The sequence below is a fragment of the Reinekea sp. genome, assembly GCF_046710285.1.
Classification (GTDB): Bacteria; Pseudomonadota; Gammaproteobacteria; order Pseudomonadales; family Natronospirillaceae; genus Reinekea.
Genome location: NZ_JBKEGY010000014.1, coordinates 63,556 through 79,566 on the forward strand (window position 1 = coordinate 63,556; position 16,011 = coordinate 79,566).

The following is a 16,011-nucleotide window of genomic DNA, read 5'->3' on the forward strand; positions in this document are numbered from 1 at the left end:
AAGCCCGTTTCCAAAATTGGGCTTTTATAAATTTCACCGCTTTGACCTAGGTATTGTAGGCAAGCTTGCAACGCAAACAGTACAAACAGCCCAAATAACCAGCAACATGATTCTAAGTTTATTTATATCAACAACAAAAATTGATACAGAAAATGTAATACAAATTATGATTAAGGCGCGCAATTTTGTATTGGGTTCTATAAATCGCTCAGAATTCCAATTGTTGATTAGGGGTCCAAAAACTTTATTCGTCAAAAGCCAATAGTGAAAACGCGGGGATGATTTAGCAAAGCAAGCCGCCGCCAATATCATAAAGGGTGTCGTCGGCAAAACTGGCATAACTACTCCGATTGCACCCAATAAAACGAACAAGCAGCCCAAAATCAAAAGTAATACTTTCAACTAAATATCAACTTTTATAGCTATTTCAGGTAAACGTGACGAGCGTGTATTCGATATAGGTCTGTTTACTGCATCATGATAAGTAAAAACCATAGAAAACTTTACTTCGGTGGAACTATTACGCGAAGCTTGATGTAACAAGCGACTATCAAAGAACAATACATCACCAGCCTCCAGCTTTAATTGCTCGGCTTTATTTATCCAAAGTAAGTTCGCTTTTACCCCTGATTTAAAGAACTTGTGAGCATCAAACTGATCAGCTTCAAATATTACCCTGTGACTTCCAGGGATAACCTGAAGAGCCCCGTTATTGGCATTTTCATCACCTAGCGCAAGCCAAGCACTAATTAAATTCGGACTTTCAAAATTCCAATAGCGAACATCCTGATGCCAGTGAGTGTCGCTGCTAAAACTGGGAGCTTTAGTCATTAAACAATTATGGTGACTTTGATTCAACGAAACAGGGGTTTTACCTTCAAAAAGCTGCTCTAACGCAGCTGCGATAGCGCCACCCGTTGCCAAATGCTCAATATGAGGGTCTCTAGAAACAATAGACAGTATCCGCCGAATAGTTTGGCCTCCTTTGCTCCCTATTGACTCTGGTGCGCCAGGATAGCCAACAACCGCTTCTAACTCTAACGGCTCTGACTGCTTGGTGAACCACTCTTGACCTAACTGCTTAGCTTTTAGAAGCGCATCAGAACCGATCAATTGTTTTTTCACTACGTAACCATTAAGGCGAAATTGCTCTAACTCTTGAACACTGAGCGGGAAATTATCGTACAAAAAGAATGTCCTTTTTAAAAAAGATCTTTGACAACAAACGAAACACTGTATATAAATACACCTACTGGATAAACAAACAGTAGTAAGGTAACTATTATGACAACACAACTAGTACAAAGCCAATATCTGACGCAAATCGTTCAGGCACCTAAACCTCGCCGTGCGTTAAGGTTTTTTGACTACTGTTCGCCTCTGCTTAATCAATTTCACTATTTGGTAGAGGGTATTCGTCATGTTACAAACTCAGGCCTTTGGATTACATTAATAGATCCGCCTTTTTTACCCAATAAACACCATTTAACTAAAATTGGGCTTGGCCACTATGCCGTTCGGGTTGTGCGTCTTAATGGTAAATCGGCTGCGCTTAAACAGCAATGTATTGAACAATGTGTTCTCAATGGTAAAAGCGGCTTAGTGGCTATTTGGTCAACTCATCACACGGAAGTACCCAGTATTTTAAAAGACGATGACTTAGAGACTCCTTTATGCCAAACACTGGTGTTTGAAAAAAGAACAACCTCTAGTGAGCAATTAGAAATGAGTTTTTAGTGGGTGTTACCAGCCAATTTGGCAAAAAGGCTGGTTTGACGTGAAGCTAATTATATTTCAGCGTTGTGAAATACGTTTTGAACATCATCTAAGAAGTTCAGCATATCTATGAATTTATCAAACAGCTCCAGTTCTTCACCTTCAACCTTTGTTAACATTTGAGGTACGAATTGCACTTCTTCAACATCAAACTCAATACCTTCGTATGCATCTTTTAACGCTTGGCGTACTTTTGCGTATTCTGTATTAGGTGCAAAAACAGTTATTTTGTCGTCTTCAACTTCAATGTCAGATACATCAACATCTGCTTCCATCAGCACTTCTAGCACTGCTTCTTCATCTTCACCCGCAAACGAAAAAATAGCACTGTGGTCAAACATATGACTTACGGACCCCTGCCCGCCTAGTTTTGTTTTAGCTTTGTTAAAGCAAGTTCGAACATCACCAAAGGTGCGGTTTGGGTTGTCTGTTAGGCAATCTACAATGACCATTGTATTGCCGGGACCGAAGCCTTCGTAACGGGCTACTGCAAAGTCTTCACCGCCCCCGCCTGCGGCTTTATCTATCGCCTTATCAATAACGTGTGCTGGTACCTGTTCTTTTTTAGCTCGGTCTATTAAAGAAGCCAAGGTCAAATTGCCGGTAAGTTCAGTACCGCCCGTTTTAGCACACATATATATTTCACGACTGTAACGGCTATATATTTTAGCCTTCATATCAGACGTTTTAGCCATCGACTCTTTGCGGTTTTGGTAGGCTCTGCCCATGAAATTGCACCATAAAATAAGTTAATCGCGCGATTTTATAAAACTTAACGGCATCACACTAGCGGTTTCTACATTAAACTTAAGATTAAACTGTGCTCAGCCATAATAAAAAGGCACTTATTAGTCACTGCTGTCCCACAAATATCTTAGTGAATACGCGGAGTTCAGCGACCTATTACTTGAAATTTCGGTCGCCGTAAACCCTTCCATGGGGGCTTGATTGAAACATCCATGTTTCAAACACCCAAATTCCAAGCAATGGGCCGCTTCTCAACTATGGGACAGCAGTAACTTACTAGTCTTTCCAGCGCTCTTTAATTTCTAAAATTTCTTCTAGTTGGCTTGTAAATATATCAACTAGATGTGGGTCAAAGTGTTTGCCTTTCTCGTTGTGTATAAGCTCCATTGCCCTTTCTACCGTCCATGCTTCTTTATAGGGCCTTATGCTGGTTAGCGCATCAAATACATCCGCCAATGCAACAATTCGACCTTCAATGGGGATATTTTCACCCACTAGTTGGTTTGGATACCCTGAGCCATCGTATTTTTCATGGTGCGTCATTGAGACTATCTTTGCTAAGGCAATTAAGTCGGAATCTGACTCACCCAAGATTTCAGCTCCAATTTCAGGGTGAGTTTTCATAACTGCAAATTCTTCTTGGGTGAGCTTACCCGGTTTGAGCATTATTGCATCTGGGATACCTATTTTACCGATATCGTGCATTGGAGCAGCGTTAAACAAATTGTCCGCTGCTTCATCTGAAAAACCTAGCTTTAAAGCTATGACTTTAGCGTAATAACTCATTCGCATTACGTGCATGCCCGTTTCATTGTCTTTATATTCTGATGCTCTACCGAGGCGTTGAATAACTTGTAGACGTGTTTTTCTAAGTTCATCTGCATCGACTAATGATAGGTGCGTTTTAACCCGTGCTTTAACCACAGCAGGTGAGATGGGTTTAGAAATATAGTCAACTGCACCTAGCTCCAAGCCTTTGGCTTCATCACCTGGATCATTTAAGGCTGTAATGAATATGACCGGTATCGCTTTAAGGTCACTATCTTTCTTTAGCTGCTCACATACATCGTAGCCGGTTAGATCAGGCATCATCACATCTAGCAAAATTAAATTTGGGCGATCTTTCTCAACCAGTCGCAAAGCTTCTTTACCACTTTTGGCAAATATTAATTTATAGTGATCACTTAATAATTGATTTAGTACTCGTAGATTAGTTGGTTCATCATCAACTACTAATATTTTTTTCCTAGAGTCCTGCACTGTAAACTCCTAATTTTTCATAGCTCAGTTTGTTTTAGTCGTGTTAATAAGGCATCAACTCGTTCAGTAGCCTGTTCGAACTCAAAGTTATTACATAAATCTACAATGGCATTAATTTCAAGAGGGCTAACGGGCGCTAGGTTTTGCAACTTGTCTAAAAGTTCATCATTAAATTCATTATTACTCACAAAGCGACTCAGCATTTGTAACACATCAATCACTTCATTAACGGACGATTTACTTATATCGTCATTTTGTTCTGAATACCCAGAAATGCTCTCACTACGGGTACTTAAACAATTTTTCACAGCATTAAATTCAGAGATTACTTTATCAATATTCTCTGCGCACAATTCGAAATCTCGAGCTCTACTTGATTCGTCTAACACATTTAAGGCTTCCAGCAATCGATTTAAGGCTAAGTTCCCCGCCCCACCTTTATATTGGTGTGCGAGTTGCTCTAGCTTTTGAAAATCATTTGCCTTGAGAGCTTCATGCAAATTGAATAATTCTTTTTCCGCTTGATTCGTAAACCGGACAACCTCTGTATAAAGGCTAGTCTTGGAACCCCACAGTTGAATCCCTTGCTCAACATTCACAATCAGAGCAGTTTTATCTATTTGCTCTGGTTCAATTTGTAAATGCTCTGTCAAATTAAATACTTTTCCAATTTCATTATTCAGCTGACGCATGTCAATAGGTTTATTTGCAAAACCATCCATACCTGCCTGCTCTGCTGATACTCGGTCTTGAGGTAACACGCTAGCGGTTAACGCAATAATCGGTAATCTAGCTAATGCGTTACTTGTTTCATAAAGTCGTCTCTCCCTAGCGGCAGTCAAACCATCCATAATTGGCATTTGAATGTCCATTAAAACGAGGTCAAGGACGTGCTTTCGCATTTCAATTAACGCTTTTTTTCCATCCATTGCAGAAAAAACTGTATGTCCATCTCGTTCCAGTAGCAGTGTTAGCAAGTCTATATTTTGCTCAATATCATCTACGATTAGTATTTTCAACGCAGGCAATTGGAAAGCACTAAGGCTTGGCGTAGTTGCTTTGGTGGCTTCTACGGGTTGAAGTGGTAAATAGAATGTGAACACCGAGCCCTTAGCTTCAACACTGGTTGCATGAATATAGCCTCCCATCAACTCGACAAGCTGCTTACTAATAGTCGTACCTAAGCCAGTGCCACCAAATCGTCGACTCATGGACTCATCGGCTTGTGAAAAGGCATCAAATATCGTCTCTAATTGTGCAGGGGTCATTCCAATACCGCTGTCGCTTATTTCAAAAGAAACAAAACCATCAGGCAATACTTTTATCTCGATGCTAACCTTACCTTGCTCAGTAAACTTGATCGCGTTTCCAATTAAATTTGTTAAAACTTGGCGTATGCGGTCTGGCGCACCATTAAAATGGCCCTGAACTTCTGGGTGCATGTTTAATTCTAATTCCAAATTTTTACTGTGTGCTTGTAGCCACAATGTCGACACAACGGTATCAACTTCTTGTACCAAGAAGAAATCTCGATACTCAAGTTCAAACTTACCCTTGTCTAACTTGGCACTGTCTAATACATCATTGAGTATATGCAGTAAAGATCTTGCTGATTGATTAATCGTATTAAGATGTTTTCGTTGACTTGCACTTAGATCGTCATCTAACAAAATATCGCTGAAGCCAATAACAGCATTCATAGGAGTGCGTATTTCGTGGCTCATATTCGCTAAAAAGGATGAACGCGACTCTGCCGCTTGTTCAGCAATTTCTTTTGCCGAAACAAGTTCCACTTCCATTTGCTTTCTATCACTAATATCCATAATAAAGCCATCGAGAAAATATGTATCTGACCCTTCAGCTTTAGTCGCCCGACCATAACCTAGCATCCACTTAACATTTTTGAATCGATCAATCAGTCTAAACTCTATCTGATAACCTTCTGGATGACGTAAGTCTGTAGCTTCTATAATATGAACGTCTTCAGGATGTACGAACTCGTTAATACTGCGTATGGGGTTGGGTAATAAAAAATCTTCTTTGGGGTAACCAATAATATTTTCTACTTCATCATTTATAAAAATATTCGGCCATCCAGGGCTATCAATACACCGATAGGCGATACCAGGGATATTGGTTAGTAAAGCATTAATTTGAGTTTCATTTTTTCTGATTTCAGCTTCCATTTTTCGACGTTCTCGAAGGTCAGATAAAAATGCAACGAATAAAAGCTCCTCATTCAGTTCAACCTGACCGATACTCAGTCTCACGGGGATTCTATCACCTGACTTTGCTAACGCTTCAACTTCTCTACCTGTTCCAATAATTTTAGGAACACGGGAGTCAACGTAATTTTTAATATATTGGTCATGACCGTGATGGTATGGATCTGGAACAATCATATTTACATTGCAACCTAGCAACTCATTTTCTTGCCAGTCCAGAATATCGGTTACGGCCTTATTCACACTAATAATAATGCCATTTACATCAATGGTAATTATTCCATCAGCTGCAGTATCCATTGTTGCAGTAAGTCGTTTTTCATTTCGTCGAGCAATAGCAGACTTATCTTTATAACCAAAGACCATATTTGCCGCTAAAACTAAACCAATTATTGATACCGTTAAAGCAGTAATACCTAAGGCTAAATACAGTGATATCTGGCTTGTTTGCTGCGAAAGCTCAAGCCCTGGAGGTAAAACGAACCGTGCCGCAACCATGCCTGTATAATGCATGCCTGAAATAGCGGCGCCCATAACAACGCTTGATATTAAAATTTTGGTACTTCGGCGAAGGCTTATATTTCCGAATTTATCTAACCCAAAGCTTATCCAAAGTGCCAAGATCGCTAAAATGACTGCAACTAAAATAGAGGCAAGAAACATGAGTAGGTTGTATCTCAAATATACCGCCATTTCCATTGCAGCCATACCCACGTAATGCATAGTGCCTATTCCTGCACCAACCAATACGCCACCAATGACAAGCTGAAATAGTTTAATATTATCTTTAGTAATTATATTTAAGGCGACCCATGATGCAGCGATGGCCGGGAATACCGATATAACAGTAATATCGAATCGATAAGACACATCTGTACAAATATCTAGGGCTAACATACCGATAAAGTGCATTGACCAAACACCACCGCCCAGTGCAAAACTACCTACTAAAAGTGAGATATGCTTACGAAACCCATTCGCAGCAGCAGCCTGACTGGCAACTTGAAAACCCATGAATGAAGCTAAGATGGCTATTGAAATTGAAAGTATCACTAGCCATGGATCATATGTTGAGACTGCAAATAAACTACTGTTTGAATATTTGAATAACTCGATAAATTGGTTAATCATTCTACCTCTGCACCTGAAATATACATTTTAAATCGAGCTATAAGCAATTAGCCATAAGCTGAATATCTAGAATAGTCTTAAAACAATGCACCAGAAATAAAGTAGCAAAATTTTCGCTGACACAATGAGTACTCTTTAATCTAAAGCATAGTTAAAGAATGCTCATAATGTCAGAAACATCATCAATTCTTGCTAATATTCACCGGGATTGACTTAAACGCGGGGGTTTTACTACGTGGGTCATTCGCAATACTGATCAAAGGGTTTACTTCTGGGTAGTATCCTAATACCCCTCCTTCAGCGACCTCAAACGCTTGAACTTTAAACTTCTCAAGTTCGCCAACAGCCGATTCTAATTTAATTTCATCATTTGCTTTCAAGCCAAGTTTTTGCATATCTAATTGATTCATTAAAATAGTGTAACGGTCTGCGTTATTTCGATAACTGTCCGTATCTTCATAAATAATACTGTTAAATTGGCCTTCACTGCGAACACTGGATAGCAAGAACTCGAACCCATTTGGTGAGAAATCTGGCAACTCACACACAACAAAGTTAGCTTTTTTATTATTGGTATAGAATTCTGGCTGGTGTTTTATTCTATTTTCTATATGAAACTCTACTTTGCTGTTGCCTATATCGGCAATGCTCTTCATACCAGGAACAGTTAGGGACATATCTTGGCGAATTTTATTGTTATCTTCGTAGCCTTTCCATTGCTCAACATCTAACAGTTGCTGAGCGAAGCGAGCCAGCACCTCAACTTCTGCTAACGGACCGTCTAAACGGGATATCCCGCCATCACTCAAACGCACATAGTTAAACATAGACTCTTGTGTGGTGGCTTGCGGCTCTTCATCTCTAGCCAACACAGGTAAAACTAAGCATTCACTGTCTTCAACACCGTAAATATGGCCTTGATTTAATGTAGTCGTTAAATAGACCTTAAAGCCAATACGGTTCATGGCTGTTTGTGTCCATACAGAATTAGGCGATGCTGAGAATAGGTTCCCGCCCATTAACATTGCGCAATCCATTTTACCTTTATGCGCAGCTTCTAGTGTTGCCACGGTGTCTAACCCTGGAGGTAGATCAAATTTCCTGCCCATATTTTCTTCAAGCGCACTCAACATCTCTGCTGGCAAATAGGGTTTTACGCCAACAGTACCAATTCCTTGAACGTTGCTATGGCCCCGAAGAGGCAATAAACCTGCGCCTTGTTTACCTACCATTCCTCGCAGTATGGCTAAATTGGCAATATATTCTACATTGTCGCTACCGTTTTTATGGTGAGTAATACCCATACCCCATGCAAAAACCGCCTTCTCTGAAACACCATAAATTTCTGCGCACTCGATGATTTTAGTTTTTGCCAAACCCGTTTGGGTTTCTATGGTTTGCCAGGATGTATTATTTATATCGCTCAAAAACTCAGTGTAATTCTCACAATACTCTTTAATAAATGCACTGTCTTCAAACCCAAGTTCAATGGTCGCTTTAGCAAGCCCTTTAAGTAAAGCCAAATCAGAGCCCACTTTCGGCTGTAGGTAGAAAGAAGCAATGTCAGTTCCTCCTGCCATCATTGATTTAGGGCTCTTCGGTACTGCAAACTTGACCAAACCAGGCTCTTTCGCTGGGTTAATGATGATCACTTTACCGCCTCGATCACGAATACCCTTAAGTTGATGAATTAATCGCGGGTGATTAGAAGATGGGTTTGCGCCTATGATAAAAATGGTATCGCATAAACTCAGGTCGTTAAGTTCAACAGTTGAAGTGCCTGTGCCTATTGTTGATGCTAAGCCAACGCCGGTTGCCTGGTGGCAATAATAGGAGCAGTTTGTAATGTTATTGGTACCATAACTTCGAGCTACAAGCTGTAGTAAATAACCCGCTTCCATAGAAGAGCGCCCTGATGTATAAAAGAAGGACTTTTCAGGCTGAGCTTGCTTAAACTTCTCTGCACAATGATCAATAGCCCATTGCCAAGTCACTTCAGTATATTTGTTGCTGTTTTCCGCTTTGTAAATTGGTTTTGATAAACGACCTAAACGCTCTACTTCTTGAGCACTCAGTTCTTTTAAGTCGGCTAAGGTGTGGTTGAATACTTCAGAGGGGATCGGCAGCTGAATGTCGGTTGATTGTGCTTGGATACTTTTATTACATACCGATGGAAACTCACCTTTTTCGTTGGTCATTCCGCCTTGCTGTCCACCCATACCTAATCCACAGGCTTTACAGGCATTTTTTGCCATCAACGCTTTTGCCGAATCTTTTAGACCAATGCGGCGTACCGTATTTAATGTGTACAAAACCTTTTTAGGTCCACCACCAACAATCTGTTTCATTCTTATAATTTCCTAACCAAATGGTTCAATTCAACTCTAAATAGAGTCTAGCTAATTAAAATGACACTAACAATTAGACGAAGGCATAATTTAATACAAAAACCAAGCTAGAAATTCAACTTTAAATGCTTAATCTGTATAAAAACACACTAACTCTTTAGGTCACCAACCAGTAGAATATCGCCTCTTTTTACGGCTTCTACTAATAGGATAAATTCATGGGTTTTTCGACCGATCGGTCTAATAATGTCGTTATTGTCAGTAACTCTTCAGATAATCCATTCGCCATTGATGTAGCTTACGCAATGGGCCAGCATGAAGATATTGCTGACTTGATCAGTATGAAACATTTTATGAATTCTGAGTTTTGCCCACGTTTTATTTCAGATGAAAATGATATGGAAAACATCGGTCGAAACTTAAAAGACAAAACCGTGGTTATTGTCAGCACCAGTAGCCATGTAAAGTCTCGCCAAGAATTAGCCATGTCTAACCTAGTTATTGCGCGCTCTGCCAAAGAAAATGGCGCTGATCGAGTGGTATTAGTCGAACCTGACCTGTTTTTTAGTGCACAAGACCGCGGCCCAAGCGATGACTTAGGTGAAACCTTATTCGAACGTGATATTCATGACATCAAGAAATTCGATGGTCAGGCTTTTACTTCTAAGCTATATGCTCAACTACTCAAAGTTTCCGGTGTAGATGCCGTTTTAACCATACACAACCACTCGTATTCCGTACAAAAGATATTCTCTGATGTCTTTGAAGGTGATTTCCATAACTTAATCCCTTATGAAATATATTCTCACTATCTTCTGAACTCAAACATACTGAACTATGGCCCTCAAGGCGAAGGCTTGGTTTTATGTGCTCCCGATAAAGGTGCTCGTGACTTTGTTAAAGTCATGTTTGACACCATTGGCCTCACGAAAGCTAAGTTCATCATGCTTGATAAAGTGCGCACCAATGAGCGTAAAGTAGAAATCACGCTGCATAAAGAAAGTGAACATACCTTTGAAGGCCTAGACGGTTGCAGTATTGTTTTATTCGACGATATGGTTAGAACCGGCTCAACCGTAGTTCGTTCTTGTCAGTTCTTAAAACAGATTAACCCAGAGCGCATGGTTTTTGCGGTATCGCACTTTTATGCAAGTGATGAAGGTCGCGAGCGTATGGCACACCCCGCCATTGGTGAAATATTAACCTTAAATACCCTACCAACCATCTTAAACCGTGACGAGCAAGGCCGCCTTCGTAAGAAGATGGTCGTGTTAAAGGTAGAAAAGTGGATCGCTCAAGAGCTCAGTAACATTTTAGGCTTGCCACAAAGCGATGATGATAGCCCGTACAAAATTGATATGTCATCTAAAAACCCACGCTTTAAACGCAAAATTTGGTTCAGTGATCAACTCGTTGATTTAAACGAAGAAACGTAACTTCTGGATTAATTACAAAAAGGCGCTTTTAAAGCGCCTTTTTTGATATTGTAAACTGACTATAGATTACTACTTTATTGAGCAACTATAGTTGCAACATTGTTAAAAGTAATGGTCATCTGAGTGCAGGAATCATAAGTTACAAGCAGTACATCGGTACTAGAACTGTCTCGTACGGTTATGCTTCCGCTGCTAAAACCACCATCGTTACATTGAACAAGGTTAGAGCCAATAATCTCAACATAACCATATGTTTCATGATAGATCTTAGCCGATACATTATATCCCGTCGATGAATTACCTGTAACGGACACATCAGCAACTCGATAACTTACACCACCATATGAAAAATCATTGTTATAGCTGCAATTAAGTTCTGCGTCACAAGCATAGGTGCCAGTAACGGAGTAGCTATCTGCTCCATAAGATACGGACAAATTATATGTGTATGAGAATGAACCGTCTTCGCTAGTAACCCAAGTTGACTCTCCATCAATAATTGTTGTCTCGCCCTCATAGGTATATTTACAGTTATCATAGGTGATGGAAAATGTACCGTAACCAGAAGTGTTATTTTCATCGTAATTGTATCCCGCAGTGCCGCCTGCATTGCAAACACTACTTGATAAATCTATATATGTTCGGCTTCCAACACGCAGCTGTCTTTGAGCTATTATCGCTTCTGAGCTTTTCTCTAGTAAATACGTAATAGGATCGTCAGCACGTTGTCCTAATGCTCTTGGTGCTGAACTCGACTCGATAGATTTTTGAGCACCAATAGAGGCAGCTATGGACAACTCGTCCTTATTCTCTTCATCTACAGTAGCGGCAAACTTACTACCACTATAACCACTCTTTTTTGATTCATCCCCGCCTCCATCGCACCCGGCTAGAGCAAGGCAAGTAATCGCAACGATAAGAATATTTTTAAGTTCCATTTTGTACCTCCTTTTTTTCTTATTTTGCATTATAGACGTTGATGTAGTCGATAAATAATCAACAATTTATGCTTACATGTGATTGACTTTACCGCCATTGTGAGGCAAGCATCACAATTTAAAAATAAAGTTTAGCTTGATCCTATAAACTCTCCCAAACTTCGTTTAATTATGAGCGTTACTTTTGTTAGATAGTCGCAACATAAAAACAACTCACCAAGGCTGGCAAACTAACCAATGCCTAATCAACTGTCGAATGGATTAACTTTTAGCTAACTGTGGAAACTGGAAGCTCATTCGGTAGCCCCGTTTTATTGGTAAATATACGCGAAAATTCACTAAGATTTGCCACCTTCACGGACCCAAAACGCTCCCACTTGCTAGCATCAGCCAATAGCCAGTTTTGGCGGGCGTTGGTTATAATGGCTTTAGAAATTTCTGCTTCTTGGGGTTCATGTTCCATGGCCGTGTGGTTAGAGGTTACGGAACTACAGCCTACCAACCCAATATCAGCTTCAAAATCTGCAAAAAACTTGAGTGTAGTTTGCCCTACTACGTCTTGATGGTCGCAGCGGACAAGCCCACCCGATAAATAGACTTCTATATTTGGTGAGTTTTCTAGGGTTTTCGCTACTTGTAGATTATTGGTAATCACCCGTAACTCTGTAAAGCCAGCAAGGAAATGGGCTACATAAGCCATTGACGTGCCAATGCCCATCATGACAGTTGAACCCACAGGGATTTGTCTAGCAACCGCTTGGGCAATGGCCATTTTGGCATCACATTCAATTTCTCGACGAAACTGATAGGACGAATTCGTTAAATTCGCAGGCAAACTTAAACCGCCGTGAATACGACGAGCTAAACCTTGCTCGCAGAGCAGGTTTACATCACGCCGTATCGTTTGTGTGGTAACTTCAAACAAAGTCGCTAAATGTTCAATCTGAACTTCGCTGTGCTCTTTAAGGTAGCTGATAATGGCTAGATTACGCGGACTTAGCTCCATTGTAGTTCCTTGTGGCAAAAAGACATGAGCCTACCTATATTGATAACGTTTACCTTCATGACAGTTTTTAGCTAGCATTGACATGTTGTTGTCACAATTCGCTAGCATAATTACTCAAATTGGAGATATCATCAAAATGTTCAAATGAATATCTGGATATTCATATGAATCTTCAATAGATTTAGTATATGGTAAATTGGCCAAAGAACAAAACATGAACAATCGTTCAACTACGAGCATTAATAACAAGAAAACAACCCAACTAACAAAAGGTTAATATAATGAAGAAGCTACTCTTAGGCTCCGTATTAACGGCAGCGACTATGTTCGGATTTGCAGCTACAGCAAGTGCAGATAAGGTAAACATCAACATGAGCTTAGTTTTCACTCAAAACGAGCTATTAACGCAAGAATTAATAAAAGTAACCGACAAAATCCGCACCCGAACCGATGGCGATGTAAACATTAAGGTTTTCCCAGGCGGCCAGTTACCCGTATACAAAGATAACCTAGAGCAAGTTGTTAACGGCGCAGATTGGATTGCCGTAGAAGATTTAAGTTACCTAGGTGATTTTGTACCAGATTTCGCAGCATTGGCAGGCCCGAGCCTATATAACTCTTACGATGAGTATTTGGCATTAATGAAGTCGGATATGGTTGCCGATTTAACGGCGCAAGTAGAGAAGAAAGGCATTAAAGTACTAACGGCTGACTATGTTTTCGGTTTCCGTCACATGATAACCAACAAAGAAATTAAGACGCCAGCCGATATGAAAGGCATGCGTATTCGCGTTCCTGGAAGCCAGTTGTTCATTAGCACCCTACAAGCAATGGGCGCTTCTCCAGCCGCTATCCCATTTCCTGAAACCTACTCTGGTGTTCAGCAAGGCGTTGTAGACGGTTTTGAAGGTTCAATCTTAACCATGTACGGAACAAAAATGTACGAAGTGACTAAGAATATGTCTTTTACTAAGCATTTCTTAGGCTCTGTTGGTTTATACATCTCTCCTAAGGTTTGGGATAAGTTAAGTGCCGATCAACAGAAAATAGTCATGGAAGAACTTGAAGCCGGTGCCATTTCTAACACCAATGAAGTGGTTAAGTTAGACGCGGAGTACAAGCAAAAGCTTGAAGAGCTTGGTGTTACTTTCAACGAAGTAGACAACGCTGCTTTTGGTAAATTGACTGCTGAAGTTTACAACCAGTTCCCTGCCTGGAGCGAAGGTATTCACGGCAAGATCAATGCTGAATTGGATAAAATCCGCGCAGCTATGTAAATAGAAGTTAGACGTCTAGCGGTACCTACACTTGCTATAGTGTGGGTGCCGCGATTAGCGTTTTGAACGCAGAATTATGGAGTCCTTATGCGTTTTATAAAAAACTTTGAAGAGATCTTTGCCTCCCTCGCTATTTCAGTGACGGTTTTAATGGTCATCATTAACGTTATTCTACGTTACGTCTTCGGTTTTGTTGTTCCCTGGAGTGAAGAGCTTTCTGTTATTTGTTTTATCTGGGCCACCTACTTTGGTATTAGCTCATGTTACAAACATAAGTTACATATGGGCGTAGACGTCATCATCACGTTATTGCCAGAACATGCAAAGCGTATATTCCGTTTAGTAATTTTCACCTTTTTACTCATACTAAACGTTGTTTTAGCTTACCTAAGTTTCGATTACACCATGTTATCAACCAAAGTAACCCCAGTTATGGGCATGTCTTATTTTACAATTAACGGCGTATTGGTTGTATGTTTTTCATTAATGGCGATTCATACCCTCATATTTATCAAAGATGAATATAAAAACACTAATGAAAATTCATTAACGCAAACTCACTAGGAAACCGAAGTGGAAATTTATATACCGATTATCCTGCTATTTGTTTTATTTCTTGTGAATGTACCGATCGCATTTTCACTCATTGCGTCTTCTTTGGTGTACTTCCTTTTTATCAATAACTCTATTCCGGTTAGTTTGGTGATGCAGCGATTTATTTCTTCTGCCTCTTCCTTCCCACTATTAGCCATACCCTTTTTTATTATGGTCGGGTCCATAATGAATTACGCCGGGATAAGTCGAAGTTTATTGTCCTTCGCTGATTCAATTATTGGTCACAAAATTGGTGGCCTTGCACATGTAAACGTACTCCTAAGTACGCTCATGGGTGGTATCTCTGGTTCGGCCAATGCCGATGCGGCAATGCAGTCGAAAATTTTAGCACCAGAAATGACTAAACGTGGCTATGACCTGCCCTTTACCGCCGCAGTAACAGCATCCTCATCTACAATTAGTCCAATAATCCCCCCTGGCATTAACCTTATTATTTTTGCATTACTAGCAAATGTATCAGTTCATTCGATGTTTATTGCGGGTTATGTTCCTGCATTGCTAATGGCGGTTGCGTTAATGATCACCATTTCATTTATTTCAAAAAAACGCGGCTACAAACCTTCACGTTCAGAACCTGCGCCAGCTAAAGAGCGAGTTCACTTTTTTGTTAAAGCGATTCCCGCCTTGTTTATACCCTTTGGAATTATCTTAGGTATGCGCTTTGGTCTGTTTACCCCTACCGAGGCTGGCGCAATAGCGGTGCTACTTTGTACCATCATTGGGGCGTTTATTTATCGCGAATTAAAGCTAAAACATGCTGCGATTATTTTGCGAGAAACTATTCAAGGCACCAGCGCGGTTATGTTTATCATTATCGGCGCGATGGTATTTGGTTATTATATGACGTTAGAGCAAATACCACATCAAGTTGCTGCCGCTCTAATTGACCTTACCGATAATAAACTAGCCTTGTTACTTCTAATCAACCTACTACTACTGGTAGTCGGTATGTTTATCGAAGGTGGTGCAGCGATGATTATATTAACACCCTTGTTGCTGCCAGCCGTTCTTAATTTAGGTATCAACCCTGTACACTTTGGTGTCATCGTTATTGTGAACATTATGATTGGGGGTGTAACTCCGCCATTTGGTTCGATGATGTTTACAGTATGCTCTATCTTGAAAGTACGAATGGTCGATTTTGTCCGTGAAGTTGCCCCGCTTTTGGGCGCACTTTTAGCCGTACTAATGTTGCTGACCTACTCTGAAGGGTTAGTGATGTTCTTGCCGAATTTGTTAAAGTAAATTGAGA

Annotated in this window: 13 protein-coding genes; 5 read left to right on the top strand and 8 right to left on the bottom strand. The window is 40.2% G+C overall.

The genetic code is table 11. The features are described 5' to 3' along the window. Positions 1-33: 33 nt before the first annotated feature. Together ACI882_RS11170 and ACI882_RS11175 are read right to left on the bottom strand one after the other, a co-directional pair. Complete coding sequence (locus ACI882_RS11170) at positions 34-402, bottom strand: YbaN family protein (protein WP_411746707.1); 369 nt, start codon at positions 400-402, stop codon at positions 34-36. Then, the gene (locus tag ACI882_RS11175; RefSeq protein WP_411748483.1) at positions 403-1,188 is read right to left on the bottom strand and encodes a phytanoyl-CoA dioxygenase family protein; all 786 of its coding nucleotides are present in this window, start codon (positions 1,186-1,188) and stop codon (positions 403-405) included. 96 nt (positions 1,189-1,284) lie between these two features. Between ACI882_RS11175 and ACI882_RS11180 the strand changes: the two genes are divergently transcribed. Further along, positions 1,285-1,737, top strand: coding sequence for a hypothetical protein (locus ACI882_RS11180; protein WP_411746823.1), 453 nt, complete (start codon positions 1,285-1,287; stop codon positions 1,735-1,737). 50 nt (positions 1,738-1,787) lie between these two features. Here the strand turns inward: ACI882_RS11180 and ACI882_RS11185 are convergent, their stop codons facing one another. From ACI882_RS11185 to ACI882_RS11200, 4 genes are all read right to left on the bottom strand, one after another. Further along, positions 1,788-2,504, bottom strand: coding sequence for a YebC/PmpR family DNA-binding transcriptional regulator (locus ACI882_RS11185; RefSeq protein ID WP_411746824.1), 717 nt, complete (start codon positions 2,502-2,504; stop codon positions 1,788-1,790). A 295-nt stretch (positions 2,505-2,799) separates the two neighbouring features. Then, positions 2,800-3,783 carry a two-component system response regulator gene (locus tag ACI882_RS11190; protein WP_411746825.1) on the bottom strand — a complete coding sequence of 328 codons (984 nt, stop codon included), beginning with the start codon at positions 3,781-3,783 and terminating at the stop codon, positions 2,800-2,802. A 17-nt stretch (positions 3,784-3,800) separates the two neighbouring features. After that, positions 3,801-7,139, bottom strand: a complete 3,339-nt coding sequence (locus ACI882_RS11195; protein WP_411746826.1) for an MHYT domain-containing protein — start codon at positions 7,137-7,139, stop codon at positions 3,801-3,803. Between the two features lie 182 nt (positions 7,140-7,321). Next, a complete protein-coding gene (locus tag ACI882_RS11200; protein ID WP_411746827.1) occupies positions 7,322-9,487 on the bottom strand; it encodes an FdhF/YdeP family oxidoreductase in 2,166 nt (721 codons plus the stop codon). A gap of 218 nt (positions 9,488-9,705) precedes the next feature. Between ACI882_RS11200 and ACI882_RS11205 the strand changes: the two genes are divergently transcribed. Further along, positions 9,706-10,923, top strand: coding sequence for a phosphoribosyltransferase family protein (locus ACI882_RS11205; protein ID WP_411746199.1), 1,218 nt, complete (start codon positions 9,706-9,708; stop codon positions 10,921-10,923). Positions 10,924-10,997: 74 nt separating this feature from the next. Here ACI882_RS11205 and ACI882_RS11210 read toward each other — a convergent pair whose 3' ends face one another. Both ACI882_RS11210 and ACI882_RS11215 read right to left on the bottom strand, forming a co-directional pair. Continuing rightward, entirely contained in the window at positions 10,998-11,861 is an 864-nt protein-coding gene (locus ACI882_RS11210) for a hypothetical protein (protein ID WP_411746828.1), read from the bottom strand. 268 nt (positions 11,862-12,129) lie between these two features. Continuing rightward, complete coding sequence (locus tag ACI882_RS11215; RefSeq protein ID WP_411746829.1) at positions 12,130-12,867, bottom strand: DeoR/GlpR family DNA-binding transcription regulator; 738 nt, start codon at positions 12,865-12,867, stop codon at positions 12,130-12,132. 281 nt (positions 12,868-13,148) lie between these two features. On the opposite strand from ACI882_RS11215, the gene ACI882_RS11220 reads away from it, so the two are divergent. From ACI882_RS11220 to ACI882_RS11230, 3 genes are all read left to right on the top strand, one after another. Next, positions 13,149-14,144: a C4-dicarboxylate TRAP transporter substrate-binding protein gene (locus ACI882_RS11220; RefSeq protein ID WP_411748484.1), complete on the top strand. Its 996-nt coding sequence runs from the start codon at positions 13,149-13,151 to the stop codon at positions 14,142-14,144. An 87-nt stretch (positions 14,145-14,231) separates the two neighbouring features. After that, a complete protein-coding gene (locus ACI882_RS11225) occupies positions 14,232-14,708 on the top strand; it encodes a TRAP transporter small permease (protein ID WP_411746873.1) in 477 nt (158 codons plus the stop codon). 9 nt (positions 14,709-14,717) lie between these two features. Next, the gene (locus tag ACI882_RS11230; RefSeq protein ID WP_411746874.1) at positions 14,718-16,004 is read left to right on the top strand and encodes a TRAP transporter large permease; all 1,287 of its coding nucleotides are present in this window, start codon (positions 14,718-14,720) and stop codon (positions 16,002-16,004) included. The last annotated feature ends 7 nt before the right edge of the window (positions 16,005-16,011 follow it).